Here is a 25,829-nt window from a genome sequence, read left to right as displayed (position 1 = left end):
AAACGTTTACTTTCTGGTTGGCTCTGCTTTCAGTATTTGTATGCGCACACAATCTGTTGGGCTATGACGACAAGAATCTCCTGCTTGGCTACACGAGTCCTTTGTTATTGTGGTTCAGCTCTCAATTTACGAGACTACACTACTCACTGGAAAGTGAGCAATTGTTTTATTTGATTTGGTATGTGACTCATTTAGTTACATGGCTGCTTATCGGACTCGTGATCGACTGGGGAGTTTCAAGGATCAAGCGAAACAAAAGCTAAAGAACTTACTGCAAATCGCAATATTACAGTTACTCAAACTTCTTAATATATGGTAACATGGAATATATTACATATAGGGGCTGACAAAGTGCGTTTAGTTCGAAATATATTAGCTGCAATTTCTTTTTTATTGGCATTTATGTTCTTCTTGATAGCAGCAATGGCTTTCTTGGTAGAATTCGAAGGACTCGGATTAGCAATCGGATTAACGGTATTTTGTACTGTTGCAGGGTTTATGCTTAGTACAAAAACTAAACGGCGAATCAATTTTGAAACCGAGCGAGAGCTGCGAGGAATACTTGAATCCACTAAAACGCATCATCTTGAAGGCTTGCCAATTGCAGAAAAAACAAACTGTGAGATTACTTTATTTTATGATCGACTTGAGATAGTCGGTGGTGGTATTAATTTTACTTTGTCTATCAACCAAATTGTTGCAGCGGAAGTTAAAACAGATGTTGAAATTGCACGTATCATTCATAGTAGTGCAATGAAAGGAAGAGTCGGCGGGCTATTATTCGGTCCTATAGGCCTTGTTGTTGGTTCACGCGCAACTACGAGGGTGAAGAGGAAACTGCACTATTACTTGGTCATTAACTATATCAGTTCTTCTGGTGAAGTTGCATTTATGCTGTTTCAAGATAATGTTATCCCATATTTTACGAAGCAATTAGTATCAAAACTAAAGCCAATGCTGCCGGAAAAAAGTCAGGTTACAAGAATACAGCTATAATGACAAAGGCAAAACACTCTTACAATATGAGGGTGTTTTTGCAAATGGCATGATGGTACAAGTTTGCCGACTATTTTAACGATTTAGAACGATACGATGGAGCAAACGAATGATTTCGCCAATACCGATCAGGATCAATCCTGTTGTTAGCTCACGGAAAGCAGATGAAAGAAAGGTAAGAAATTGCACCTTACCATCCAGCTCGTTGGATTGATAAATTCCGCTAATGCAACCGACAATTAAAATAACCCAACCAGCAATGCTCATTAACACTGAAACCCAGTTTGTAGAAGGTATTGCATCTAATTTAGACGTAGGCTTGACTGTTTTTTCATAGTTTTCATATTCTGGCACTTTAGCACCTTCCTTTCTCCTTCCAATTCAAAACGGACATTCAACAAATTTCATCCAAATTAGTAATCCACTGTAATATCTATTATAGCCGATAAGTTGTTCATGGCGATATATAGAAAAGAAATGAAACGAAAATAACCAGGATTCGTAATCTATGGTTGAGTCTAGTAAAAAATGGGAGGTAAGTAAATGTTGAAAAAAGGTTTAGTTAGCTTGCTTACAGTAATACTGCTTTTTAGCTCTGCCTCAGTATTTGCTCAAGGAAAGATCAAGATTTATATTGACGGCACTGCCTTGAAGGTGTCTGTTGCGCCTATCGTGGAGAAAGGTACTACGCTTGTGCCAATGCGCAGCATTTTTGAAGCGCTTGGTGTGCCGCTGAATTGGGATAAAAAGACTCAAACTGTATCAGCGAAGCAAGGCGATAAAGAGATCAAGTTGACGATTGGCAAAACGACTGCTTATGTGAATGGTAAGAAGGTAACGCTTGCTGTTCCAGCTAAAGTGGTAAAAGGCAACACGATGGTTCCGCTAAGATTTGTGACGGAAGCTTTGGGAAGTAAGGTGGAATGGCGCTCGTCGATTAACAGCGTCCTTATTTCGACAGGTAGCTATGTATACGCCAAGGATTTTGCAGTAGATGAACAAGATGAGCTGTATGCAGTAAATGCATCTGGACAATATGCCGGATATAAGCGATTGATGGGTTATCCTGGAGACGACAAATATTTGATCTATTTCCAAGGTGACAGAGACTATTTCCACACGAAAACGGTGGACAAACGAAATATTAATATGAATGAAAAGGTAACGTGGAAATACGGCGGGAAAACCTATAAGTCTACAAAGCAACAGCTTTATGGCTTCTTTTTGGATACATCACAGCTTAAAAACTATTTAGGAGCTTCTAATTATACCTTTACGACAGAATGGTACCAGAATACATTTGGAGATGTTTATGATGAGTGGTTGTATGGCTTCGCTATGGACAATGACGCACCTAGATTAGTTCAACAGTACTTTGCTCAATTTGACGCTCCAACAGCTCCGATTAGCGATGGCTTTGGGGAATCCTACCGAGATCAGGTTAACAACGGCACTGATTATGACTATTATGAATCTATTTATGTAGAGGAGGAATATGTTAGCGAGCCGGAAATGGAAAGTATGATGATGGCACTGCGTAGACTTCCTGACAGTATTGTAATATACGATAAGCTTGATGATACAACCATTTATGTTATTGAAAATGTTCCGAGCAGCTTAAAGGTAGGCACTGTTTATGAAAGCGACGGTGTCAGATATAAGCTGGATACTGATGATACGATTTTGCTGCATCGTGAGGATCTGAAAAGGATTGATGTATTCCGCGGAGCAAAGTAGTAAACAAATGAGATGGATATGATCAGGGTAGAGGGAAAACCTCTACCCTGTTTTGCTTTATGATTTAGCTTAATAAAATCACCCAGCGAAGAGGGGAATTACGCTGGGCGTGTACTAGCATATTTACATTAACTTGGAGGGAATTTACACTACTCACTTTCGGGCTCGTTGAACGTATCTATTGCTGCATTGCCTTGTCCCTGGTCATCGGGATAATCCCGTTCTTTACCAGAATGATACTCGCGATTTTCATAATCGAAGCGATTGGGAGGGCGTTGATCAATTCGCCAGGGCGTGCTTTTACCAAGCATTTCTGCATTTGTTGGCGAGCCGTACGGGCCGTCTGTAAATTCTTCAGCTGTTAAGTCGTTGCGCTGTGATTCTACTGTAGCCAGATCGGTATACTTTTGCCGATCTTCTTTAAGAAAGCCTTCTTCTTTAGACATTGTCAACCTCCTGAAGCTATTTTCCAGTAATATGCCCAGCCAGCTGGTGAAATATGTTGCCGCACAACTACGTTGCGGCAGCTACACCCCGAATCCGATGAGCTTTGGCTGCTTCAATTGCCCGCTGTCTGTAAATTCAAGTGCAGAAACCTTGCAGGCAAACGGCACGCTCAGCCACATCACGTCATGGCTTGGTTTTTTACTGAAAGGGCATTCGCCCGGATGCTGCTGGGCAAATTCCAAGATCAGCTTTTTCGTCACCCCGTCTAGCCCCGAAACATGTCCGACGTAGCGATTTTTGTAGCGGAGTACGAGACTATGCACGCCGCCGTCCTTCATTGCCACGCCAACGACATCAGCAATAAGTTTAAGCTCAGGCTGCTTACGCTGCTCGTACATGTAGTCATGCTGCGTTCCTTCTACAAATGGACTTGCTGATTGCCTGGTGAAATCTTGTTTTGCTTGTTGCTCGTTTGGCAAATTCGGTGAATTTGCCGGTGCTGCTGATACATTAGGCAGCTCGATCACGATACTTCCTCAGTCGTTTTCGTTTTCCTTTTACGCTTAGGCGCAGGGGGCTTCGGCTTGGTTGCCTCGAGGCTGGCCTGCAAAGCAGCCATCAGGTCAATGACATTCGCTTTGCCGCTTGGAGGTGCTTGTACAATATCGACGCCTTCGCCAGTAATTTTGTGTTCAATCAGCTCGGATAGACGCTGACGATAGTCGTCTACATATTTGGCAGGATCAAAGCTTTCACTAAGCTGCTCGATAAGCATTTTGGCCATTTCAAGCTCCTTCTGATCCACCTGGTTAATATCTGGCAAATTCGGAACCTGATTAATGGAGCGAATTTCATCAGGAAAATGCATCGTCTCCAGACAAAGGCAATTCTCTACTACACGAATTGCAGCCAGGCTGCTTTTGCTGCGAATCGTAATTTTGGCAACTCCGATTTTGTTCGTTTGCTTGATCGCTTCCGCAAGCAGGCTGTACGCGCCCAGACCTGTCTGATCAGGCGAAAGATAGTAAGGCTTTTCAAAATAGATCGGATCGATTTCACTAAGATCTACAAAGTCCAATATTTTGATCGTCCTTGCAGATTCAGGCTTGATTGCCTCAAGCTCGTCCTCATTGACAACGACGAACTTTCCTTTTTCATACTCAAAGCCCTTTACGATATCTTCAGCTTTAACTTCTTTGTCGCAGTGCGGACATTTTTTCTCGTAGGATATTGGCATTTTGCAATCTTTATGCAGCTGTCTAAAATGAATGTCGCGATCCTCTGTTGCCGAGTGCATCTTGACTGGCACATGCACCAGACCGAAGCTGATAGCCCCTTTCCATACGGTATGCATTGCTATAACCTCCTTTTTTGCTTAATATGTCCAAATTCATCGTAAAACATTTGCTAATGGAGGCGAATAAGGAAGCCTTTAGATGCGAAATAGGGGAGAAGGAGGGAGCTGCAGAGGAAGCAGAGAAGAGGAGAAATGTCCTGCTTCCTCTGGCAGCTAAATGAAGAACGGAAGTAAAAACAAGGCGGCGATGCTCCCTAACGGAATGCGACGATGAAAAAATCTTCTTCTGGGGAAAAATCCGGGGTGATAGCCAAACTGTCTGTAGCCTTGCTGCTGTACCGGCGCTCCATTCATCATTTCATTGCTTGGAATGGCAAGCGTGACATAATCATTGTCGACATGAGCTATAAATCCGTCATGCGCCATTCCGTCATTCGTCTGGATTCCAACATATTTGTTCATACAGGTCAAGCATATATTTTGGTAACCGTTTCTATCCATACATAACCTCCAATCTGAAATTTACACTATAGTCTATGGACTGATATCTTTGCTGAACACGGTATTCGCCTATAAAGCTAAAAAAAAGAAATTATTGGAAGAAAACCTGTCGCTTTATTGACATACCTTCGGGGGGTATGGTATGTTGATGATGCAGATAGTATAAAGCAAAAAGAGGGATATTTATGGGAGAGAAAGTAATAATCGCGGTCAATCCGCCTATCCAGGTCGGAGGAAGCCTGTTTACCCCTGGTCAGCTAGCAAAAATCGGCGCTTTGGCTGAAGAAGGGATGAACATAGAAATGACGCCGTTTAAACAGCTTTATATTGAATTGCCGCTTGAACGACGAGACTACGTTGCAAATGAACTAAGCAAGATTGGGTTGGAAGTAACGCCATCGGGCTTCGTTGTAAAAAGCCTAATCGTGTGCAATTTTTGCAAAGGCGCGGAGGAAGGTGGTCTGGAGACGGCACGCAGGCTAAATCAGGCAATTGCTGGTGAAGATACGCCAACGCCTCTTAAGGTAGGCTTTGCGGGCTGCGGACTTGGTACTAGTGAACCACTTTTGAAGGATATCGGGATTGTGAAAATAAAAGATTCCTTTGATATTTATGTTGGTGGAGAACCAAAGGGACTTAAAGCATCGCTTGCCAAGCGTCTTCTGTCCGGCGTAGCCGAAGCGAGGCTCATAACGGTCATACAGGCTATCATTCATTACTACAAAGATAATGCTAAAGGGAAAGAGAAATTCAGCAAATTCGTAGACCGTGTCACACTCGAGGCATTGCAGCGAATTGCCGACGGCAAAAACATTTAAACAAACGTACACCTGATCGTACATTCAAGCAAAATGCTTTAAAGAGACAAAGTACCGACCAAACGCCCATTCATATACTGGTGATAAAAAGGAGGAGTTTACTATATGTATGGTTACACTTCGTATTATCCCTGGTATGATTACAGACAGGCAGCCTTTAGCTGCGAATGGACGCCTTCAAGAGTAGAGCTGAACAGAACGCTGCGAGCTTTATGGGAGCAGCATGTCTACTGGACCAGATTAACGGTAAACAGCATTGTTGGCAAGCTTCCTGATCAGAAGGAAACGACTGCACGCTTGCTAAGAAATCCGATAGATTTCGCCAATTCTCTTGCTCCGTTATACGGCCAGCCTATTGCTCAGCAGTTTGCTAATTTGCTCACAGGGCATCTTACCATTGCAGCCGAGCTTGTTACGGATTTGAGAGACAACAACATGGAAGCAGCTAAGGATGCTCAAAGACGATGGTATGCCAATGCAGAAGAACTGGCACAATTTCTGGGCAGCATTAATCCATACTGGTCTAAAGACGACTGGCAGCATATGCTTTTTGAGCATTTGAATCTGTTGGCTGAAGAGGTTGCCGCTCGCATAGCTGGCGATTACGCCAAAAATGTTGCATTAAACGATCAAATTGAACCGCAAGCGCTTGAAATGGCGGATGTGATGACAACAGGGATCATACGGCAATTTCCGATGAGCTTCCAAAATTAAGGCTAATTAAAATAGCAAATGATATTGCTGAGGATGAGTTTACATAGACTCATCTTTTTTATGCAAATAAAAAGCATGCCGACTAATAAGCGATTGCTTATCAGCGACATGCTGAACCTAATGCCTGTCAGCTAGTTGCTGCTATTGTCATTAGGGAAGTAAACTGTGTCGTATACTTCATCTGTTGCCGCGTCCTTTAAATGAAAGGGGACTTTCATATCCGTTGTATCTGCGCCGTTGAAGGTGTTGTACATAATGCCTTGAACGCTTAAGCCCAGTAGTACAAAAGCATCCATACTGCCTTCATACTGCTCTTTATCAACAACGATTGTAAACTCGCTAAAGTCATCATTGTAGGTTACGTCCTTCAACGAGCTGAAGGTGCCGCTATCGAGCGTTTCCGTAATGCCGGATTCTATGGTTTGCTTCAATTCCTTCATCATATCACTATGAACGGATTTAGGGTAAGTAAAGGTATAAGAGCCATCATCATTTTGTACCGCTTTGGTTGCACCTTGCTCCTTGGCATCGCTCAGCACGGTCTCCGCATCTGTATCCTCATAGAAGGAAGCGGGGATAGTCACGTCTACATTAAGCAAGCCTTTGTCTACTTCTACAGCTGATCCTTCATTGCCTTCATTTCCACTTTCTGTTTCACTGCCGGAATTAGTGGCAGCTGAACCGTTAACTGCTTCTTCGTTAGATGCTGGATTGCTAGTATTGCCAGTATTGTTGCTGTTGCCGCTATTAGCGGAGCAGCCTGCGAGCAGCAATACAATAAGTGTTAATCCAATCATCTGCTTCAAGTTTTTCATGTTAGGCCTCCTAAAATATTACATACCTGCTTATTCTATTACATTTCCATATCTTGTACAATCTATTTTTTATTTTAACTTGAAACAGAACATATGTTCGGTTATAATAGGAGCATACTGAATAGGTGGTGAGGTTATGCAGAAATATATTGGCAAGGACGTACAGCTTATTTATGTTGATCGCAAAGGCAATGTTTCGATACGAAATGTACGTGTGTTAGTAACGGGGGATCAACGCTTTCTTGCATACTGCTACGAGGCAAAGGCTGTGCGGACGTTTAATCGAAGCGGAGTAGTGGACATCGAGCTGGTTAGCTCAAAGCCGCTACATGGCAGCGCCCTGTCAAGCTATTCGAACAGCGTATGACGCCTATGCTATTAACGATATAAATCTAGCAAGCTCCTGATTTCCATTAAGTTGGAACCAGGAGCTTTTTTGTTGGTTATACGAACAGAAGCAGTCACTAGAGTGTACGAGGGGAGAAAATGGTTTAATCACCGTTGAAAAATGTTTTTTGATAGCTGACAGAAAACATCAGACTGTTAACAGCTTTCCCTCCCTCATAAAACTGAAACAGCCTACAATAGCATTAACAGCAGTAAAGGTAAGCGCTTACTAATCTTGCTTCAAATTTAAAGGAGGCTAACTATGAATCCGGTAGTTGAACCGAAGCGAAAACGGGTCAGCTTTACGATAAGTACACGCTATCGCTTACTATTGTATGCTGCACCGTTTTTAATATTAGTACTTGTATTTAGTTATTTTCCACTGTATGGCTGGACCTACGCCTTTTTTAATTATCGGGTCGGTTTTCCGTTATTCGACACGGAATTTGTTGGCTTCAAATGGTTTACGTCTATCATTTCCAACGAGTTTCAAGTACGTGAAATCGTGCGTGTCATGAAAAACACCTTTGGCATTAGCACACTCGGACTGATTACGTCTATTTTTCCGGTTATTTTCGCTATTTTACTCGTTGAAATTCGCACCAACTGGTATAAGCGTGTCGTGCAAACGTTAACGACGCTGCCGAACTTTATTAGCTGGGTGCTCGTTTATGCGATTGCCTTTATGCTGTTCTCGGTAGACAGCGGCATCATTAACAAGCTGATGATTTCGCTGGGCCTGCAATCGGGGCCGGTTAACTATTTGGCGTCCCCGGATCATATCTGGATTAAGATGACGCTGTGGTCGATCTGGAAAACGCTAGGGTGGAGTGCGATTCTTTACATCGCCGCGATCACCTCAATCGATCAGGAGCTGTATGATGCAGCCAAAGTAGACGGAGCCGGTCGCTTCCGCCTTATGTGGCATATTACGCTGCCAGGCGTCATGTCTACGTTTTTCGTGCTGCTGCTGCTTTCCATCGCCAATTTTATTAACAACGGCCTGGAGCAATACTTTGTCTTCCAAAACAGCCTGAACAAGGACAGCATCGAGGTGCTGGACCTCTATGTATACAATACAGGGCTTGTCGGCTATAACTTCTCGTTCGCAACTGCAGTAAGCATGCTTAAATCGCTAGTCAGTGTATTTTTACTGTTCGTTGCCAACCAGTTGTCCAAATGGGTACGCGGAGAATCAATTATTTAGGCGAAAACCGCATGAAAGGAGCACCAGATATGAAGCAGCATTACAGTATGGGAGATCGCATCTTTTCCATCTGCAACTATACAATGTTCGGAATATTTACGCTGCTGTGCGTTTTTCCGTTCTACTACTTGTTTATTCAAACAATCAGCGACAACTCATTAAGCGCCAGCGGCCAAGTAACCTGGTACCCTAAAGGCATTCATTTCTCAAACTATGTCGAGGTGTTGAAGGTAAAAGGGCTTTCTAATGCCGCCCTTGTTTCGGTAGCCAGAACGGTCATCGGCACAATCGGTACTGTGATTGGCTCAGCCTTTCTAGGCTATCTGTTTACGAAGCGCAAGATGGCAGGACGCGTGTTTTGGTATCGTTTCGTAATTATTACGATGTATTTTAACGCAGGGATTATCCCTTGGTTCATTATTATGATGAATTTGAATTTGACGAACAATTTCTGGGCGTATATTTTGCCGGCAATCGTTTCACCGTTCAACGTTATTTTGGTTAAAACCTTTGTTGAATCATTGCCTGAGGCGCTTGAGGAATCAGCGGAGATGGACGGAGCAGGAACGATCGTATTGTTCTCGCGCATCGTGTTCCCGCTTATTGTGCCGATTGTCGCGACGATAGCTATTTTTTCAGCAGTCTCGCAATGGAACTCGTTTATGGATACGGTATTTCTTATGACCAACGACAAGCTGTATACACTGCAATTCGTGCTGTACAAATATTTGAATGAATCCAATTCGCTCGCAGCGATCATTCGCTCAGGACAGGGGATGGAAAATATCGATCTTTCAAGAGTGCAAACGTCAACCTCGATTCGCACCACGGTCGCGATGATTGTCGTAACGCCAATTTTGCTCGTATATCCGTTCTTCCAGCGCTATTTTGTAAAGGGTATTATGATTGGCGCGGTTAAAGGCTAATGGTCGTGAATTAGTTAGGGGAGGTGAATGTAGCAAGAACGAAGCGATAGCTTTTCTTAAAACTAGAAAAGGAAGTTCAAAAAGCCCACTTTCTTGGTCCTGAAAGCCGAGCTTTTTGAACACTCATTAGAAGGGAGTTAAAAAGTCGATGAAAAAAGTAAAAAAATCTTTGCTGGCGCTGCTTATATTCGCTTTAATAGGCTCTATGCTGGCAGCGTGCAGCTCGGGCAACAATGATCCGAAGCCGAGCGCATCGCCTAATTCTACTACTAGCGATCCTGAGACTGGAACGGAAGAACCAGCACGCGAGGAAATTACGATTGATGTATTTTCCATGCTTTCCAACTTTTCTGGCGAGCAAACAGGCTGGTTTGCTCATGCGTTGAAGGAAAAATTTAATGTCAAGCTTAATATTATTTCCTCCAACCTTGAAGGTGGCGGAGATATTAAATTCCAATCGATGATGGCAGGCGGAGATTTGGGTGATCTGGTCGTATTTGGCGATACAGACAGCAAATATTTGGATGCTATCGCTGCAGGCATGCTGCTGGATTGGACAAAGGATGGCTTGCTGGACAATTACGGTAAAAACATGCTGCAAAACGCTCCAAAAGCACTAGAAAAAAATAAAGCACAATTTGGCGGCGGCACAAGCATTTACGGAATCGGCAACGATGTAGGTCCTGAAACTGAAGGGCCGTCAGAAGCGAAGGAGTTAAACTATCATCCGAATTTGCGCTGGGATTTATATGAACAGCTAGGCAGACCGGAAATCAATACGATGGAGGATTATTTGCCGGTTCTGAAGCAAATGCAGGAGCTGCAGCCTGAAAGCGACAGCGGCAAGCCTACTTACGCATTTTCCATGTGGGCTGACTGGGATGGCAATTTGATGATGAATACAAAGGCTTGGGCGGGCATGCATGGCTATGAGGAAGGCGACGGCTTTAACCCGGGCGGCTTTACGCTCGTATCTGCGGATACAGAGGATGTGCAAGGCATTCTGGACGAGGACAGCTATTATATGCGCGGACTTCGTCTATACTTTGATGCCAATCAAATGGGGCTCGTTGATCCGGATTCAATTACGCAAAACTTCGATGAAGCAGTCAATAAAATGAGAGACGGCCAGCTGCTGTTCTCATGGTTCTCATGGTTCGACGATGCTTACAACACACCTGAGCGCATGGCGGAAGGCAAAGGCTTCCATCTTGTACCGTTCAATGAAGCAAGATCGTTCTCCAACGGCTTTAATCCATATGGCGGCGGACGTGTGTGGGCAATTGGCTCCAAAGCCGAGCACCCTGAACGGGTAATGGAAGTTATCGATTGGCTGTATTCACCAGAAGGCAATATGGTTGCGAACTACGGACCAGAAGGCATGATGTGGGAGCTGAAGGATGGCAAGCCAGTACTAACAGCACTTGGCGAGGAAGCATTCCCGTCCAATAAAACGCCAATTCCAGCAGAGTTTGGCGGCGGGGTATGGGATGACGGTCGCAATCAGATCAACAATACAACCTTCAAAAACACGATGATCAACCCGGATAATGGTGATCCATACGATTACACGCTATGGACATCAACGCTGGCAAAGGCTCCTACAAAGCTGGAAGAAAACTGGAGAGCAGCGATGGATGCCAACACGCCGGTAGAATGGTTTACGAAAAACAATAAAATCGCTGTACAAAAAGCGATCTACACCGGTCAGCCATATGTCGAGATGAGCGACGATATGAAGCAGAAGCAAGGTCAGGTTGCATCCGTCATTAAGGAATACTCATGGAAGCTGATTTACGCGAATGACGAAGCACATTTCAATCAGTTGAAGGAAGAAATGATTAGCAAAGCAAAAGGCCTGGGCTATGATGAGATTGTAGAATTTAACAAAGAGCAGCATAAGGTAGTATTTGAATTACGGAAAAACTCTTAAATGATGATAGAAAGTATGGAAACTCCCCCTGTTTCCATGCTTTCTTTTTAGCCTTTTACCTCACGAGCGTGGAACGCATTGCTCATTGACTCTATCAAATCTATCAATTTGGCTGCTCATACCAAAAAAATCCTCGGGCGGGCATTTCTTACTATTCCTTTCAAGAAAGAGATTGTTTACAATAATATAGTAAAGATTAACAATGGAGTGGTTGCTCTCAATGAAGCTAATGAAGCGTACAAAGCAATTTTTCAAGCGCGGCACACTTAGAAGAACGCTAATTTTTTATTTGCTGATCGCGTGCCTGTTCCCGCCTGCGCTGCTGGCAGGCTATACCTATTCCTCGATGCATTCGATTTTGCAGCATAAAATATCTGCCGGGATAGAGGCTAGCTTGAAGCAGGAGGCGATGGGGATTGAAAACCTGCTGAGCAATCTCGATTTTGTGTCGAAGCAATTTGCTTTGGATGGACAAACGGCTGCCAGAGTGAATGAATACATGCTTAGTGCCAGCTTGGCGGAAAAGGTAGCGCTAATTGAGCAAATTGAAGGCACCTTCAACATCGTTAACTTTACGAATCCGAATGTTGGCTTGATGGTTTACTATCATGACAATGCTAGCGATGAGCAGCCGATTCTATTTAACAATCTATCAGTGCGTGATGATTTTACGATCGAGAAGCTTCCATTATTTATCCGCTATAATGGAACCGCTTACTATGGGCCGCACCAGACGCAGTACAAGAACAGTGAAAATATCGTATTTTCATCAATTCGCGAGGTTAAATCAGACAGCAATTATTCTCTCTATATTTACCTGGAATCCAACTATAATATGTTCCGCAAAATGATGAACAGCAATTGGTACGGTATGCCTGTCTATCATTATTTAATTTCCGAGCAGAAAGAGGTGCTGTATGCGGACGCCGGTGATCCTCCCTTTAGGGCGGAGGAGCTGACCTGGGAAATGGTCGATAACGGCGTAAAGCAGGTAGAGGATCATTATGTATTCGGATATGAGAGCATCCAGGGCTGGAAGCTTGTTATTGCAGTAAACAAGGATGAGTACAATCACGAAATTAATCAATGGCTGGTTCGCATGGTGGCGCTTGTGCTTGGCTCGCTTATACTAGCCTTTGCGATTGCGATGATGATCTGGCGCAAAGTATACGGCTCCTTGCGGCGAGTGAATCTGGAAATCGTGAAGCTGACAGGCGAACGGGACTCACCAGTGAAGCAAGTGGGCATTGAGGAATTTGATACGCTGCTGCAAAACTTTCAGGTGATGAAGCATACGGTCAATGAGCTGATTGAAGAAGTATCGTGGAATGAAAGAAATAAATCGCAGCTGGAAATCGAGAAGCTGCTAAGTCAAATCAACCCGCATTTTTTGCATAATACGTTGAATACTGTGCAATGGATGGCGAGAGCTAAAGGACAGGATGATATTGATCGTATTGTAACCTTGCTCGTCAAGCTACTGCATTACAACATGGGGAAAAGCAGTCTTATTGTGACGATCAAGCAGGAACTGGAAGCGCTTCAGCATTATATTGATTTGCATATGATTCGCTATGAGGACGAGCTGCAATTTGAACTGCATGTAGATCCAGAGCTGCTGCATGTTGCAGTTCCGCGCTTTCTGCTGCAGCCGCTCGTTGAAAATGCGATTTATCATGGACGCAGTGATGAGCAAAGTATCATTGAGCTAACGATAGAGCCTTATTCGGACAACGCTTTACAGCTCCGTGTTGAGGACAACGGTCAAGGAGTAGACCATCAAACGCTGATGCAGCTTAGCACAGCAGGCAAGCAGACGACAATGGGAATGGGCATTGGACTGAGCTATGTTCGTCGGCTGTTGGATAGATTTTACGGAGATGCAGGAAAGCTTCATATTGAAAGCAAAGCAGGGGCTGGAACTTGTTTAACCGTTATCATTCCATTAAAGCTGGAGGAGGAGCGATATGATTAGTGCACTTGTTGTAGATGATGAGCGAATGGTTCGCCAAGGCTTGCAGTCGCTGACCAATTGGGATGCTTATGAAATATCCTTTGTTGGAGAAGCGAAGGATGGCATTCAAGCGTTGCGTTTTTTGTCAAAGCAGGCCGTCGACGTCATGTTCGTAGACATTACGATGCCAAATATGAATGGATTTGAGCTAATGAAGCGCGTGCAGGAGCTGCATCCTCAAGTGAAATTTGTCATCTTGACCTGTCATCATGAGTTTGATTACGCTCAGGAAGCACTGCAGCTCGGAGCGATTGACTACATCGTGAAGACACTGCTTAATCGCGATAACGTAGATGAAACGGCCAAACGCATTGTATCGCGCTTGAAGCGGGAGACAGAGCGCAAGCATGAGACTGTGCCGCTCTATAATGGCGGCTTGTACATGTACAGGCCGCTGGCGGCTCCGTTCACATCGTTTGAAAATCAGCTGATCGCCAGCAATTCGCTAGTCGTCAAGGAGCTTGGCCGCAGCTGGTTTCGACTGGAGACCTCGGCGGTATCGATTCCGCAGGAGAGCTTGCTTTTTGAGCTGCAGGAGCTTGGCCAATTCGTCGTGATGCCGCAGTGCGGCAAAAAAGCAGAGGAAATTGAGCCATGGCTAATTGAGCATGGTGAACGGCTGCTGTTTTATTACAGCGATGCCGGGGGCAGCAGGTGCTTTCATCTGAGCGAAGAAGAGCTGCTTGGCTTAATGAAGCAGCTGACTGCGGTCGATCAGCGCGAGCAGCAGAAGTTTTTCAATGAATTGGAGCAATATCGCTGGCTGTTGTATCCGCAGGAATGGAACGCATGGACGAAGCGTGTTAAGCAGCTGCAGCCGCAGCCGTCCTATTTGCAGCAGCTATGCAATCAGTTTTATCGTCAGGTCGTGCTTTCAATCAATATTGCTGAGCCTTATATAGACGTACCAGAGCAGCCGGATACGAGTTGCTGGAAAACAGTCGAGCATTGGCTGCAGCAGTTTTCGGTGCTGCTGCGAAGTCGAATGGGAGATTTATCGTTCTCGCATGAGGTGATGCTCTGTATGATTAAAGCGATTCGTTATATGCATCAGCAAATTGCGCTCGAGCTGAATCAAAATGATATTGCTTACCAGGTTGGGATGAGCCGCAGCTATTTCAGCCAATGCTTTAAACGATTTTTTGGCGTTTCCTTCGGTATCGTATTGCGCGAGCTGCGAATTGATGCGGCCAAGCAAATGCTGGTTCGCACACAGCTTTCGATCTCGGAGATTGCCAACCGTGTCGGATTTGTCGATCATAAATATTTTAGCCGAACGTTTAAAGCGCAGTTTGGCGTTTATCCGACGGAATATCGATCATTGCACTATGAGTTGAGGTGAAAGCGATGAACAGGAAGACGATGGCTCTGGCAGCTCTTATCCTTGTTCAGCTTGTTGCAGGCTGCTCGAAGGGAAGCTCCAGTGAGCCAATGAACAGCATGGAGCCCTATCAGGAAAGCATCGTGCTGCGTGTGCCTTATTCGTATTCTGATATCGAGCTGCCCGAAGGCGATGTAGGGGCGGACAATTTCATGTCTCGCTATATTCTGCAGAAGACCGGGATTGAAATTCAGTATAGCTGGGAAGCGAGCGGCGAGGAGAATTACATTACGAAGCTGGAGTTGGCTATCCGCAGCAATGATTTGCCCGATGTCTTTATCGTAAATCGCCAGCAGCTGTATCAGCTTGCCGAGCAAGGCTTGATTGAGCAGCTTGGAGAGCATTACGAGCAGTATAGCTCTCCGCTGGTCAAATCGATCTATGATGCGACAAGCGGCAAAGCGCTTGAGGAGGCTACCGTGAATGGCGAGCTTTATGGCCTGCCCAATGTCGGCATAGAGGCAGATGCGCCGAGCTATTTGTGGGTAAGGCAGGATTGGCTGGAAAAATTGAATTTGCCTGAGCCGCAAACCTTGGCCGATATTGAGCAAATTGCGCTTGCCTTTGTCCATCACGATCCTGATGGCAATAACGAGCAAGATACAATCGGAATTCCTGTAGATAAATCGCTAGTTTACCAGCAGAAAACGGGGATTTTTGGCCTGGACTCCGTCTTTTCCAGCTTTCATTCCTTTCCGCAAAGCTGGTTTATTAACGAGGAGGGGAATTTGGTATACGGCTCCATTCAGGAGGAGACAAGAACAGCACTGGCCGAGCTTGCCAAATGGTATGAAAAGGGCGTCATTGATCAGGACTTTATGCTGCGCAAGGAACCGAGCCTGTTCGTTACGGAAAACAAAGCAGGAATTATTTTCTCGCCTTGGTGGGCGCCTTTTTGGCCGTTGAATGCCTCGGTTTCCGCAGATACGAAGGCGGAATGGCGCGTCTATATGGCTCCGCGCGACAGCAGCGGCAGCTTTGTTACGAAAACGTCGCCGATTACCGATCGTTATCTTGTCGTTCGCAAAGGATATTCGCATCCCGAGGCAGCCGTCAAGCTGCTCAATCTACTTACCGCCTTGGAGCGCTATGAGGAGGAAAAGGATGAGCAAAGCGAGTATATTCGCAGTGTCGCCGCGCAAATGGGCGTTCAGCTGCGCAATTATTTTCCTTTCGATTTGCTGCTGGATGATCCGGATGGCGTGACGAAGCGCTACGATATTTTACAGGAGCTGCTCGCTGGCAAACGCAGCGAGGAGGAGCTTTCACCAGAGCTGTCAAAGCTATATCAGTATGTGGTGCAGGATCAGGAGCAGCCGAAGAAGGATATGGAGGCATGGAGCAACAATCATGCTTATATGCAGGGCGGGGCTGTCGCCAAGCAGCCGATGATTCAAGTCGAAAGCTACAATATGGAGCATCTGGATGCCTATTCGCAATATTGGGAGGAGCTGCTGGCGCTCGAGATAGATTATTTTTTGCAAATTATTTCAGGCGAGCTGCCGCTAGCCAGCTTTGACAAATTTGTTGAGGAATGGCTGAACCAAGGCGGCCTGCAGCTAATGAAGGAAGCGAATGAGGATATGCTGCAGCGAAAACTAAACTTAAATTAACGCCCAAATGATGCCCAAAACGAGCAATCCGAAATGAAATTTCAGCTTTTGTTAAGATCGTTTTGTTACGATAGCAAGCAGAAAGGAAATAGAGGATGTGCTAGAAATGAAAAAGGTTTTAATTGTGGATGATACATCATTTATGAGGAAGCTCTTAAGGAGCATCGTGACAAAGCACGAGTATCAGGTAGTAGCCGAAGCGGTTAATGGAGAGGAAGCTGTCTACCAATACGAGCTATATAAGCCCGACCTGGTCATTATGGATATTACGATGCCTGTCATGGATGGGCTGGAGGCAACAGAAGCAATTCTGGCTAATAACCCTGGAGCGAAAATTATTGTCTGCTCTGCGATCGGGCAAAGAAATATGATTATGCGCATGATTGAAGCAGGAGCAAGAGATTTTATCGTTAAGCCGTTTCTTGAGGATCGTATCGTAATGGCTTTAGAGAAGCAGTTTCAGTCGATATAGCTGAGGCTGCTTTTTTTGATGCGGGTATCATTTTTTTTGTTTTCATTTCGTGTTGCTGCCATTATGATAGAAATAGCTTTGAACAAATTTGACGTCGAGAAGAAGGAGTGATCGCTTTGAGCTTTTTTGATAAATTGAAAAGCGGAGTTTCTGAGGCGGGCTCGAAGGCTAAAGTGCTCGTTGAAATCAATAAGCTTAAGCTGATAAATGTAGGCAAACAAAACGAAATTAACGGCTTGTATAAAGAAATCGGCGAGAAGGTAACGCTTGCCGCGGAGCTGGGTCAAGAGCTTCAGCTTGTCTATTTTAGCGAGCAGCTTGAGAAAATTGCGATGCTAAAAACAGAAATCGAGCAAAATCAATTAAAAATCGCCAATTTATCGGATGAAAAGCAATGTCCAAGCTGCAATCGCAGCTTGCCGATTGATGCGAAGGCTTGTCCGAGCTGCAATACCAGCTTTCTAATTGAAGAGCCGCAAATTATAGAGCCAACCTATATTGATCTGTCAAGCAAGCCGAAGGATGAGCGCGGCAGTGATGATAAATAAAGACGGAGTACGCGCTAATCCAGCTTATATGTATCGCTTTACCTGTCATGAGCAGGAGCGTGCGCTATGCAGCATGGAGATTCGCCAGCTGCTGCAGCAGGAGCCAGGCTGGCAGCAAGCGTCGGCTGTCGTGGAAAGCATGCTTGATATAGCTGTGGAGCGCAGCCCGTACTTGAAGTATCGCCTGCAAATTTGGCTGCGTGCCGCCAGCTTTGAACAGTTTCTCCAGCAAGCGGCGGACTTGCAGCTTGATCAAAGCTACAAGGTAGTAGCGACTGAAGTCGTTGCTGGCGGCAAGCCAGGCAAGCTTGCTTATGCTGAGCGGCGTCGCATCGAGCAGGCGCTTGGCATTGCAATAGGAGGCAAGGTCGATTTAGCAGCGCCAGAGCTGCTGCTGGGCGTGATGCAATGGGAGGGGGAGTGGCGGCTTGGTCGCTATGAGCAGAATGAGGCTGATTGGCAGCGCCATGATCGCAAGCCTCGCCATTACTCAACTGCACTTGGCACTCGAGTTGCCAGAGCGATTGTAAACATAGCTGTTCCGCGCCCGGATGCTTCGATCACGCTGCTCGATCCTTGCTGCGGCATCGGCACAGTGCTGATGGAAGCGGTCAGCCAAGGCATCGCTGCTCGCGGATACGATATGAATCCACTCGCAGTTGTCGGCGCAAGAGAAAATATGGCGGCGTTTAACTACAATTGCGAAATTTCGATAGCCGACATGCGCACGCTGCAAGGCAGCTACGAGGCGGCTGTGCTTGATTTGCCGTACAATCATTGCTCTGTGCTGCCTGCTGAAGAACGCTGGCAAATGCTTTCTGCTCTAAAAGCGCTATGCAAGCGAGCGGTAATCGTTTCCGTAGAGCCAATCGGTGAGGAGCTGCGCCAGCTGGGCGCTCATATTATCGATGTCGGCCAGGTTGCGAAAACTCATTTTAAGCGAGACATCTGGCTCGTGTCCTTTACAGAATAGCACAAACAAAAGGATGCAATGCGCCCAGCCGCAAGCATCCTTTTTTCGTCAATGAGAAATAAGCTTCGATCCCAGTACGGCAGCTAACATACACAGAACGACGATGCCAATAAAAAAGCCATCGTTTTTTGAAAAGCCGGTTACATAGTAATAGGTGCGCTGCTGTCTGAATTGCTTGGCTACCATCGCGATGCCGATGCGATGAGCTCGCCGTATCGCTTGAGCCATTAGCGGGATGCTGTACAGCTTGATCGTCAAGTAAACGCCGCGCAATCCTTTTTCGCGCTTGACTCTGCGGATGCGCAGCGCATTGCTGCGCAGCTGATATTCCTCGATCATAAACGGGATCAAGCGCAGGCCAGCTAAAAAGGAATAAGCATACTTGGCCGGCAAACGCAGCTGCTGCATTAAGGAATAAATAAGCTGGACTGGCGGTGAGGTAAGCAGCAGAAGCAAACCGATTACGCCGATCAGGATCGATTTTGTACCAATCATCAGGCCGGAATGAATGCTCTCATGCGATATTTTAACGATCCACCATTGCCAGATGACCGAGCTGCCTCTGCCAAACAGCGTCAGGCTAATCGCAGAGGAAAGGCCAGAAATAACAACAGGAATATGCAGCAGCGCAATTTTGCGCGGCGGAAAGCCGCTGCAGCTCCACAGCAAAGCGCTGAGACATACGATAAACATCAGATAGATTTCAATTGTGCGGCTGAAAAAGACATAGAGCATCATAAGGAACAGCAGCACGAATTTGACGGAAGGATTGCAGCGATGCAGCCAGGTTTGCTTGCTAGGTGTAAACCAGTTCAGCACGTTGTTCATCGTCAGCCTCCTTATCTGGAGCTGCATCCTGAGGCAGCTTTACGTTTAATTGACTAGCCTGCACCTGCCAAATTTGCGTTGCGAAGCGTGTCGCGATTTGCTCATCATGCGTCACCATTACAATCGTGTTGCCTGCAGCCTGCAATTGCAGCAGCCACTCCAGCATAACAAAGGTGCTGCGCGCATCCTGACCAAAGGTAGGCTCATCGAGCAGCAGAACCGATCTGCCCTCTACGAGCGCAGTCAATACACTTAACCGCCGTTTCTGCCCAATGCTGAGCTCATAGGGATGACGCTCATACGGCACATGCAGCTTCAACTGATCGAGCGCAGCCATTGCCTGCTCGGTTAATGCCTGCCTTCGCTGCTTTGCTTTAGCCGATTTGCCGCGTTTGGAGCGGGGTGTAAACAGCTTCAGCAAGCTACCACGCTTTAATGGCTGCTCGTTTTCGTTAGCGTCAGCCTGCTCATTTCGGAGGAGCAGGGAATGGAGCACTTCATCGATAATCGTATCGGTAATAAATTGCAGCTCCGGATTTTGAAAGACGTAGCTAATCTGCTCGGGAATTTCTGCTGGCGCGGGCTTTCCGCTTAAATGATAGCTGCCGCTGCTTGGCAGCAAGCGAGCAAGAGCGAGCAGCAGCGTGCTTTTGCCAGCGCCATTGACTCCAGTAATGGCGATCCATTCTCCTTGCCCGGCAGCGGCGTATGGAACCTCAACCGTGCATGCGCCGCGGGTTACCGAGAAGCCTTCCAGCTCCAGCAAAGGCGGAGCCGCTTGTGACTGCATGGGATACTTAGCCGTGGAGCCTTTATGATCGTTCTGCTTTATCTTAAGCGGATCAACAGAACGGAAGCGGCGTACAGGCTTTGCTTGCCATGCCTGCTCCCAAATATGAGGATGCCAGATGCCATATTGCAGCAGCAGTGCTTTATGCTGCTCGAACATCGTTTGCGGCTTCTCATCGGCAATGATGCTGCCTGCATCATCCAGCACAACGACGCGGTCAAACCAGTCGAGGATGCCGTCGATATGATGCTCTACAACAATGACCGTTTGCTGCTGCAAGGCTGCGCGGATCGACTGCCAGATCATTTGCTTTCCTTCTGGATCGAGCAGAGCAGAAGGCTCATCAAGAAATACGACCTCTGGCTGCAGCAACAGGGCAGCAGCCAACGCCAGCCTCTGCTTCATCCCTTGCGACAGCTCGGCAATTGGCGTATGCAGGCGCGGCAGACGAAGCTGGACTGTAGCGAGTGCTTCTACGATTCGCTGCTCCATTTGAGCCTGAGGCAGGCGTTGATTTTCTAGCACAAAGGCGAGCTCCTCATCGACATAGCTCATGCAAAATTGGGTATCGGGGTCCTGGAACACAAAGCCCCAGCTTGCAGGCTTCTCGATATGCTCGGCGACCATCGGCATGCGGATCGTGCCGGGAATAATTCCGCTCATAATATGCAGCAGCGTCGATTTGCCGCAGCCGCTAGGTCCAAGCAGCAGCAGCTTTTGACCCTGGGGAATTTGCAGGGATAGATCCTTGAAGATAAGCTGCTCTTCACCGCTATATTTTGCACGCAGGCCCGTTACGCCTATTGCTGCAGTTGTCATCATAGAAGTCTCCTTCATTAAAGCTTCAGCTTATCCAGCTCATGATCATCGACTGGGCGAATCAGATTGGTTACCTTCGTTTTTTCCAGCGCGAGCACGATATAGTAAGCAAATACGCCAGTAAAGATAAATGAGCTAATCACACGCAGGCCGTATTTGACAAATAGCGCCCAAGCCTCAAGATCGGCATAGCCGTATACAAGATCAAGCAGGAAGCTGCCGATACAGGATGCCACTCCTGCCAGCCCAGCGACGAGAATAGAAAATTTACGATAGCGGAAGGCGAGGAAAATAAGCTCTGCAAACAAGCCTTGAACCAGCCCATACATGAGCACGGAGATGCCATTGCCCATAAATGCCGACAGACTCGCTCCAGCTAAACTGGCCAGCAGCGCTGCTCCCGGCTTGCGAATAAGCAGCGCAGCAAACGGGCCTACCATAAACCACATGCCGTAAACGAGCTGCCGCAGCGTTGGCAGCAATGGTTTAATGACTCCATACAAATCATCCCAAAACTTCATAATTATACCAAAAACGATGCCGACGACAATAATAACGACGATATCGACAAGCTGTAACTTTTTCATGCAAATCGACTCCTTTATTATGTAATTGCTGTTTTGAAGCACAAAAAAACCGCCTGGAAACACGCAGACGGTCAGAAAAATCCCTCTATTCTCCCCATTCTCTACGCTGGTATTATCCAGTTCAGATCAACGGTCAGTAGCGGTAAATAGCTACAATCTCAGCCTGATTCCACAAGCCCCCGACGGTTTCATATGCAACTGTGATTAAATTTACAATAGATTTGCAAATTTTACAATACTATTTTCATAAAATTATGAGCTCGATAGCGATTGATACTCTTTTAGTCCTGGATGGACAAACTTGTCAAACAAATCCAGCAGCTCGGCAGGCTCTGCAGCGACAAGCTTCATCTTGAAGTATTTTTCAGCCAAAAACTGCTCCTGCTGCATATGCTCAAAAAATGAAATTAAATGATCATAGTAGCCATTTACATTGAGCAAGCCGCACGGTTTTTGGTGTAAACCGATCTGACTCCAGGTGAACACCTCGAAAAATTCTTCCATTGTGCCTGGGCCGCCCGGCAAGGCGATAAAGCCATCTGCCAGCTCGATCATTAGCTGCTTGCGCTCATGCATCGTTTCCACCTTATAAAGCTTCGTTAGTCCTTGATGAGAAATTTCGCGCTGCTCAAGCAAGGAAGGGATGACGCCGATTACTTCACCGCCGCCTTCCAGCACCGTATCTGCTACAATCCCCATAATGCCAACCTTTGCTCCGCCATATACAAGTGTAAGTCCACGCTTTACAAGCTCCTTGCCAAGCTGAATGGCCATCTCCCGATAAATCGGGCTGGCGCCAACGCTCGAACCACAATAAACCGCGATTGCTTTCATTGAATTCCCTCTATTCCTTTTTTGTATCCAAACAAAATATAGTATATCATACACCTTAATGGCCCATATATAGTGTTTTTAGCTTATTTTTAGAGCGCATAAAAAAATTTAAGATAGAATGAACTTTTTAGCTTGCTCAACACTCTTATAATGTGTATGCAAGATGGCACGATACTTAGAGGGCGAGGAGCGCAGCGTAGGCAGAAGCTACGTGAGCACCGGAGCCCTCGGTAGCGTGACATATTCGCCGCCGACTAAGCTACAACGCACCACCTCGTCATCAAAGTCGAGCTTATTGAACATCCCATCAAATAGAAGTTCAAAAAGCTTGGCTTTCAGGACCAAGAAGCTTGGACGCTAGTAGAAAATGAGGAGCGCAGCGTAGGCAAAAGCTACGTGAGCACCGGAGCCCTCGGTAGCGTGACATATTCGCCGTCGGCTATGCTACAACGCACCACCTCGTCATCAAAGCCGAGCTTTTTGAACATCCTCTAAGAAAGAGAGGTGAAGACATGAATATAGTAAAACTAGTCAAACAAGCCAAGAGAGGCAATAAAGAGTCCTTACTGCAGCTCATCATGACAGAAAAGGATACTTATTACCGACTTGCTTATACCTACATGGGGAATCCGCATGACGCAATGGATGCGCTTGAGGAAATGATCGTTATTTTGTACGAGAAGATAGACCAGCTCAAATCAGAGAAAGCTTTTTACAGCTGGAGCAAGACCGTACTGGTCAATACCTGTAAAAGCATGCTGAAGCAGCAAAGCAGGCTGGTGCTGCAGGAGGATATGATGCTGGACGGCAAGGAAGCGAGGCAAACAGCGGCGATCAATGACCCGTATCGAAGCAGCGATCAGCAAATGGACATGCAGCAAATGCTGCAAGTGCTCAATGAACAGCAAAAGGAGGCTGTTATGCTGAAATATTGGCATGACCTCGACTATGAAACGATTGCAGCTATAACAGATACTTCTATTGGCACTGTTAAATCAAGGGTATTTCAAGGGCTTAAAAAGCTAAGAGAACGATATGGAGGTGAACAGCTTGGATAAAATCGAACAGCAATTAAGTGGAGAAAAGCTGCATTTACAAGCAGTAAAGGCACCAGAGGAGATGGAAGCAAGACTAAGGCAGGCGCTGGCAAGAATACCTGCCAAAAGCTCGAAGCAACGAGCGTCATATTGGAAGTATACAGCGGCGGCGGTCGTAATAAGTGCAATTGTTTTCGGCAGCAACTATAATGCATTTGCCTACTACAGCAAGAAGCTGCTTGGCTTTGATGAGCTGTTCAACGGCACACTGCAGCAATTAAATGAGCAAGGAATGGGGCAAGTAATTGATCAAACGATAACGCTGCTGGACGGCACGGAGCTTACGATTGATGGCATTATGTCCGACTCTAATCAATTTATACTGTACTATACATTAAAAAATGAAAAAGGCTTGCAGGAGGATATAAGCGAGCATTTTCGGCCATCCGACATAACAGGCTTGTTTACGAATGCTCGTGTTATAAGCGGTTCTGCGATGATTGAGGAGAATCAAATCGAGCAGAAAGGGATGTATACCTTTGAGCAGGTCAGCCCCTTCGCCAAAACTTTAAAGCTGAATTTCTGGCAAATGGATGCGAATGGTCAAATGGTTGAAGATCAGCTGACATTTTCATATAACCCGAATAAGGCGATGCAGTCTGAGTTCAAGCAATCAATCAAAAAATCGGTAAAGGTAGATCAAGGCTCGATCACCTTTAATACGATTAAGGCGACACCAACGATGACGAAAATTGAAGGCAAATTAAATGTGAAAAACTTAAATAGAGTGGAATCGGCACTTCATGAAATTCAGTTAATCGCCAACGGTCATCCAGTCGCCATGTCAAGCAGCGGCTATAACTCCTCGCTCGGTCGCGTGAGCTTTGAGCTGAGCTATGATGCATTGCCGCAGCCGCTGGAGTCTCTTGAACTGCTTGTTTCGAAATTTGTTGGCTATGATGAGCTGGACGCCAAGCTGCCTTTAACGGAGAGGCAGGAAGACCCAATTGCTTTGAGCAATGGCAAGCAGCTATGGATCAACGAGATAAGGACAACATCTGAGCGGCTTGAAATTACAATCGCAACAGAGGAGAACATTATGCTTGATGGTGTTTCGGTTCAAACTGCTGCGGGCACGGTCGAGCTTGAAACAACGGTTAATGAGCGAACAGAGGAATTAGCGGATGGTCGGCAGCTGAAGCAGCGAACAATTGTCTTTCATACAACAGAGACACCACAATATTTGCTTATAAAGGGGATGCACCTGTTGAAAAGCTATGATGAAACAATAGAAATTAAAGTAGATTAGTCAGTTGGAACCGCACCTGGCACCATTCACAATCTCAAAAAGCCGTCGGCTGCATGAAGCAGAGCAGTCGATGGCTTTTTGTCATGAAGCGGAGCCGTAATTACACCGCAATTATGGTGAGATGGGCGTTTCAATTTTGTTGAACTGTACTGAGTCGATCTTCCATACGCCATTCTCATAAACAAGCTTGCTGGCGCGCTCCATCGTTACGTAAACATTTGTCCCAATTTCGATGGATTGAGTTGCATTAGCAGTTGTTGAGCTGGTGTAGAAAGGCATATAATCGGGAAAACCAGTGTACTCGTAGCTGTAAGCCAAGCCATTGCTTTGAATAATAGAATTAATAAAGCGATCTGTAAAATAAGGCTGGAAATAAGTGCGAACCTGTGCAATGCTGGAAATGTCTCTGGCCTCATTCAGCTTGTCATTCAACTGCTGCAAGCGAGCCTTGGTAGCCTTTTGCTTGGGAACGGGCTTGGCAGGAGCAACGCCAACTACGATTTGTTTATCTGCTGTTGTGATCGTCGCTTGCTGGGCCTTTTGATTCCACGAGATGCTTGCACCCAGAGCTTCGCTGACAAAGCGCAGCGGTACATAGGTCGAGCCGCCATAATAAACTTTAGCTGGAACCTCAAGCGAAACATCTGCACCATTGACTAACACCTGCTGTAAGTCAATGGTCAGCTCGATCACCTTTTCGTCTTTGGAAACCGTAATTGATTTGCTCTCATTATGCCAGGTTACCTTGGCATCGAGCTGATTGGAAACATAGCGAAGCGGTATAAGCAGGCGATTAGACGCAAGTTTCAGAATGAAGTTGCATAAAGCACTTAACAAACTTTAACA

27 protein-coding genes are annotated in these 25,829 nt (G+C 45.9%); 16 read left to right on the top strand and 11 right to left on the bottom strand.

The window, feature by feature from the left end; genetic code table 11:
- Positions 1 to 312 precede the first annotated feature (312 nt).
- Complete coding sequence (locus KJS52_RS03245; RefSeq protein WP_213513179.1) at positions 313 to 996, top strand: hypothetical protein; 684 nt, start codon at positions 313 to 315, stop codon at positions 994 to 996.
- Between the two features lie 75 nt (positions 997 to 1,071).
- Here the strand turns inward: KJS52_RS03245 and KJS52_RS03240 are convergent, their stop codons facing one another.
- Positions 1,072 to 1,350, bottom strand: coding sequence for a hypothetical protein (locus tag KJS52_RS03240; RefSeq protein ID WP_213513178.1), 279 nt, complete (start codon positions 1,348 to 1,350; stop codon positions 1,072 to 1,074).
- Positions 1,351 to 1,539: 189 nt separating this feature from the next.
- Between KJS52_RS03240 and KJS52_RS03235 the strand changes: the two genes are divergently transcribed.
- Positions 1,540 to 2,733: a copper amine oxidase N-terminal domain-containing protein gene (locus KJS52_RS03235; RefSeq protein WP_213513177.1), complete on the top strand. Its 1,194-nt coding sequence runs from the start codon at positions 1,540 to 1,542 to the stop codon at positions 2,731 to 2,733.
- Positions 2,734 to 2,882: 149 nt separating this feature from the next.
- Here KJS52_RS03235 and KJS52_RS03230 read toward each other — a convergent pair whose 3' ends face one another.
- From KJS52_RS03230 to KJS52_RS03215, 4 genes are all read right to left on the bottom strand, one after another.
- On the bottom strand, positions 2,883 to 3,179 hold the full coding sequence (locus KJS52_RS03230; protein WP_213513176.1) for a hypothetical protein: 297 nt from the start codon (positions 3,177 to 3,179) through the stop codon (positions 2,883 to 2,885).
- Positions 3,180 to 3,260: 81 nt separating this feature from the next.
- On the bottom strand, positions 3,261 to 3,707 hold the full coding sequence (locus KJS52_RS03225; protein ID WP_213513175.1) for a hypothetical protein: 447 nt from the start codon (positions 3,705 to 3,707) through the stop codon (positions 3,261 to 3,263).
- Positions 3,704 to 4,534, bottom strand: a complete 831-nt coding sequence (gene ku, locus KJS52_RS03220; protein ID WP_213513174.1) for a non-homologous end joining protein Ku — start codon at positions 4,532 to 4,534, stop codon at positions 3,704 to 3,706. Before ku ends, KJS52_RS03225 begins: the two co-directional genes overlap by 4 nt.
- A 156-nt stretch (positions 4,535 to 4,690) precedes the next feature.
- Positions 4,691 to 4,978 carry a phosphatidylinositol kinase gene (locus tag KJS52_RS03215; protein ID WP_213513173.1) on the bottom strand — a complete coding sequence of 96 codons (288 nt, stop codon included), beginning with the start codon at positions 4,976 to 4,978 and terminating at the stop codon, positions 4,691 to 4,693.
- A 185-nt stretch (positions 4,979 to 5,163) separates the two neighbouring features.
- Here KJS52_RS03215 and KJS52_RS03210 point away from each other — a divergent pair, with 185 nt between their 5' ends.
- Together KJS52_RS03210 and KJS52_RS03205 are read left to right on the top strand one after the other, a co-directional pair.
- Positions 5,164 to 5,796 (top strand): nitrite reductase, encoded by a 633-nt coding sequence (locus KJS52_RS03210; protein WP_213513172.1) that lies wholly within the window; start codon positions 5,164 to 5,166, stop codon positions 5,794 to 5,796.
- A gap of 105 nt (positions 5,797 to 5,901) precedes the next feature.
- Positions 5,902 to 6,510 carry an acetylglutamate kinase gene (locus tag KJS52_RS03205; RefSeq protein WP_213513171.1) on the top strand — a complete coding sequence of 203 codons (609 nt, stop codon included), beginning with the start codon at positions 5,902 to 5,904 and terminating at the stop codon, positions 6,508 to 6,510.
- A gap of 131 nt (positions 6,511 to 6,641) precedes the next feature.
- Here the strand turns inward: KJS52_RS03205 and KJS52_RS03200 are convergent, their stop codons facing one another.
- Positions 6,642 to 7,325, bottom strand: a complete 684-nt coding sequence (locus KJS52_RS03200) for a hypothetical protein (protein WP_213513170.1) — start codon at positions 7,323 to 7,325, stop codon at positions 6,642 to 6,644.
- Between the two features lie 136 nt (positions 7,326 to 7,461).
- Here KJS52_RS03200 and KJS52_RS03195 point away from each other — a divergent pair, with 136 nt between their 5' ends.
- From KJS52_RS03195 to KJS52_RS03150, 10 genes are all read left to right on the top strand, one after another.
- The gene (locus tag KJS52_RS03195; protein ID WP_213513169.1) at positions 7,462 to 7,692 is read left to right on the top strand and encodes a hypothetical protein; all 231 of its coding nucleotides are present in this window, start codon (positions 7,462 to 7,464) and stop codon (positions 7,690 to 7,692) included.
- A 282-nt stretch (positions 7,693 to 7,974) separates the two neighbouring features.
- The gene (locus KJS52_RS03190; RefSeq protein ID WP_213513168.1) at positions 7,975 to 8,919 is read left to right on the top strand and encodes an ABC transporter permease; all 945 of its coding nucleotides are present in this window, start codon (positions 7,975 to 7,977) and stop codon (positions 8,917 to 8,919) included.
- 29 nt (positions 8,920 to 8,948) lie between these two features.
- Positions 8,949 to 9,845 (top strand): carbohydrate ABC transporter permease, encoded by an 897-nt coding sequence (locus KJS52_RS03185; RefSeq protein ID WP_246563085.1) that lies wholly within the window; start codon positions 8,949 to 8,951, stop codon positions 9,843 to 9,845.
- A 148-nt stretch (positions 9,846 to 9,993) separates the two neighbouring features.
- Complete coding sequence (locus KJS52_RS03180) at positions 9,994 to 11,778, top strand: type 2 periplasmic-binding domain-containing protein (RefSeq protein ID WP_246563082.1); 1,785 nt, start codon at positions 9,994 to 9,996, stop codon at positions 11,776 to 11,778.
- Between the two features lie 220 nt (positions 11,779 to 11,998).
- A complete protein-coding gene (locus KJS52_RS03175) occupies positions 11,999 to 13,753 on the top strand; it encodes a sensor histidine kinase (RefSeq protein WP_213513167.1) in 1,755 nt (584 codons plus the stop codon).
- Positions 13,746 to 15,134, top strand: coding sequence for a response regulator (locus KJS52_RS03170; protein ID WP_213513166.1), 1,389 nt, complete (start codon positions 13,746 to 13,748; stop codon positions 15,132 to 15,134). The genes KJS52_RS03175 and KJS52_RS03170 overlap by 8 nt, the downstream gene beginning before the upstream one ends.
- Positions 15,135 to 15,139: 5 nt before the next feature.
- Positions 15,140 to 16,786, top strand: a complete 1,647-nt coding sequence (locus tag KJS52_RS03165; protein WP_213513165.1) for an extracellular solute-binding protein — start codon at positions 15,140 to 15,142, stop codon at positions 16,784 to 16,786.
- A 106-nt stretch (positions 16,787 to 16,892) separates the two neighbouring features.
- The gene (locus KJS52_RS03160) at positions 16,893 to 17,258 is read left to right on the top strand and encodes a response regulator (protein ID WP_213513164.1); all 366 of its coding nucleotides are present in this window, start codon (positions 16,893 to 16,895) and stop codon (positions 17,256 to 17,258) included.
- A 116-nt stretch (positions 17,259 to 17,374) separates the two neighbouring features.
- Positions 17,375 to 17,806: a zinc ribbon domain-containing protein gene (locus KJS52_RS03155; RefSeq protein WP_213513163.1), complete on the top strand. Its 432-nt coding sequence runs from the start codon at positions 17,375 to 17,377 to the stop codon at positions 17,804 to 17,806.
- Positions 17,796 to 18,779: a TRM11 family SAM-dependent methyltransferase gene (locus KJS52_RS03150; protein WP_246563185.1), complete on the top strand. Its 984-nt coding sequence runs from the start codon at positions 17,796 to 17,798 to the stop codon at positions 18,777 to 18,779. The genes KJS52_RS03155 and KJS52_RS03150 overlap by 11 nt, the downstream gene beginning before the upstream one ends.
- A gap of 48 nt (positions 18,780 to 18,827) precedes the next feature.
- Here KJS52_RS03150 and KJS52_RS03145 read toward each other — a convergent pair whose 3' ends face one another.
- From KJS52_RS03145 to KJS52_RS03130, 4 genes are all read right to left on the bottom strand, one after another.
- Positions 18,828 to 19,607 carry an energy-coupling factor transporter transmembrane component T family protein gene (locus KJS52_RS03145; protein ID WP_213513161.1) on the bottom strand — a complete coding sequence of 260 codons (780 nt, stop codon included), beginning with the start codon at positions 19,605 to 19,607 and terminating at the stop codon, positions 18,828 to 18,830.
- A complete protein-coding gene (locus tag KJS52_RS03140; protein WP_213513160.1) occupies positions 19,576 to 21,216 on the bottom strand; it encodes an ABC transporter ATP-binding protein in 1,641 nt (546 codons plus the stop codon). The genes KJS52_RS03145 and KJS52_RS03140 overlap by 32 nt, the downstream gene beginning before the upstream one ends.
- A 17-nt stretch (positions 21,217 to 21,233) precedes the next feature.
- Complete coding sequence (locus tag KJS52_RS03135) at positions 21,234 to 21,803, bottom strand: ECF transporter S component (RefSeq protein ID WP_213513159.1); 570 nt, start codon at positions 21,801 to 21,803, stop codon at positions 21,234 to 21,236.
- 252 nt (positions 21,804 to 22,055) lie between these two features.
- Entirely contained in the window at positions 22,056 to 22,637 is a 582-nt protein-coding gene (locus KJS52_RS03130; protein WP_213513158.1) for an LOG family protein, read from the bottom strand.
- A 512-nt stretch (positions 22,638 to 23,149) separates the two neighbouring features.
- Here KJS52_RS03130 and KJS52_RS03125 point away from each other — a divergent pair.
- Positions 23,150 to 23,695 carry a sigma-70 family RNA polymerase sigma factor gene (locus tag KJS52_RS03125; protein WP_213513157.1) on the top strand — a complete coding sequence of 182 codons (546 nt, stop codon included), beginning with the start codon at positions 23,150 to 23,152 and terminating at the stop codon, positions 23,693 to 23,695.
- The gene (locus KJS52_RS03120) at positions 23,688 to 24,983 is read left to right on the top strand and encodes a DUF4179 domain-containing protein (protein WP_213513156.1); all 1,296 of its coding nucleotides are present in this window, start codon (positions 23,688 to 23,690) and stop codon (positions 24,981 to 24,983) included. The genes KJS52_RS03125 and KJS52_RS03120 overlap by 8 nt, the downstream gene beginning before the upstream one ends.
- A 111-nt stretch (positions 24,984 to 25,094) precedes the next feature.
- Here KJS52_RS03120 and KJS52_RS03115 read toward each other — a convergent pair whose 3' ends face one another.
- On the bottom strand, positions 25,095 to 25,820 hold the full coding sequence (locus tag KJS52_RS03115; RefSeq protein ID WP_213513155.1) for a copper amine oxidase N-terminal domain-containing protein: 726 nt from the start codon (positions 25,818 to 25,820) through the stop codon (positions 25,095 to 25,097).
- Positions 25,821 to 25,829 lie beyond the last annotated feature (9 nt).

It is taken from the genome of Paenibacillus montaniterrae (assembly GCF_018403185.1).
Lineage (GTDB): Bacteria > Bacillota > Bacilli > Paenibacillales > Paenibacillaceae > Pristimantibacillus > Pristimantibacillus montaniterrae.
Note: the sequence above shows the minus strand (reverse complement) of the source record. Positions and strands in the feature narration are given on the sequence as shown.

Coding starts and splice junctions, on each gene's coding strand:
- KJS52_RS03245 (WP_213513179.1), top strand. CDS start 313: ATGGTAACATGGAATATATTACATATAGGGGCTGACAAAGTGCGTTTA.
- KJS52_RS03235 (WP_213513177.1), top strand. CDS start 1,540: ATGTTGAAAAAAGGTTTAGTTAGCTTGCTTACAGTAATACTGCTTTTT.
- KJS52_RS03230 (WP_213513176.1), bottom strand. CDS start 3,179: ATGTCTAAAGAAGAAGGCTTTCTTAAAGAAGATCGGCAAAAGTATACC.
- ku (WP_213513174.1), bottom strand. CDS start 4,534: ATGCATACCGTATGGAAAGGGGCTATCAGCTTCGGTCTGGTGCATGTG.
- KJS52_RS03215 (WP_213513173.1), bottom strand. CDS start 4,978: ATGGATAGAAACGGTTACCAAAATATATGCTTGACCTGTATGAACAAA.
- KJS52_RS03210 (WP_213513172.1), top strand. CDS start 5,164: ATGGGAGAGAAAGTAATAATCGCGGTCAATCCGCCTATCCAGGTCGGA.
- KJS52_RS03205 (WP_213513171.1), top strand. CDS start 5,902: ATGTATGGTTACACTTCGTATTATCCCTGGTATGATTACAGACAGGCA.
- KJS52_RS03200 (WP_213513170.1), bottom strand. CDS start 7,325: ATGAAAAACTTGAAGCAGATGATTGGATTAACACTTATTGTATTGCTG.
- KJS52_RS03195 (WP_213513169.1), top strand. CDS start 7,462: ATGCAGAAATATATTGGCAAGGACGTACAGCTTATTTATGTTGATCGC.
- KJS52_RS03190 (WP_213513168.1), top strand. CDS start 7,975: ATGAATCCGGTAGTTGAACCGAAGCGAAAACGGGTCAGCTTTACGATA.
- KJS52_RS03185 (WP_246563085.1), top strand. CDS start 8,949: ATGAAGCAGCATTACAGTATGGGAGATCGCATCTTTTCCATCTGCAAC.
- KJS52_RS03180 (WP_246563082.1), top strand. CDS start 9,994: ATGAAAAAAGTAAAAAAATCTTTGCTGGCGCTGCTTATATTCGCTTTA.
- KJS52_RS03175 (WP_213513167.1), top strand. CDS start 11,999: ATGAAGCTAATGAAGCGTACAAAGCAATTTTTCAAGCGCGGCACACTT.
- KJS52_RS03170 (WP_213513166.1), top strand. CDS start 13,746: ATGATTAGTGCACTTGTTGTAGATGATGAGCGAATGGTTCGCCAAGGC.
- KJS52_RS03165 (WP_213513165.1), top strand. CDS start 15,140: ATGAACAGGAAGACGATGGCTCTGGCAGCTCTTATCCTTGTTCAGCTT.
- KJS52_RS03160 (WP_213513164.1), top strand. CDS start 16,893: ATGAAAAAGGTTTTAATTGTGGATGATACATCATTTATGAGGAAGCTC.
- KJS52_RS03150 (WP_246563185.1), top strand. CDS start 17,796: ATGATAAATAAAGACGGAGTACGCGCTAATCCAGCTTATATGTATCGC.
- KJS52_RS03145 (WP_213513161.1), bottom strand. CDS start 19,607: ATGAACAACGTGCTGAACTGGTTTACACCTAGCAAGCAAACCTGGCTG.
- KJS52_RS03140 (WP_213513160.1), bottom strand. CDS start 21,216: ATGACAACTGCAGCAATAGGCGTAACGGGCCTGCGTGCAAAATATAGC.
- KJS52_RS03135 (WP_213513159.1), bottom strand. CDS start 21,803: ATGAAAAAGTTACAGCTTGTCGATATCGTCGTTATTATTGTCGTCGGC.
- KJS52_RS03130 (WP_213513158.1), bottom strand. CDS start 22,637: ATGAAAGCAATCGCGGTTTATTGTGGTTCGAGCGTTGGCGCCAGCCCG.
- KJS52_RS03125 (WP_213513157.1), top strand. CDS start 23,150: ATGAATATAGTAAAACTAGTCAAACAAGCCAAGAGAGGCAATAAAGAG.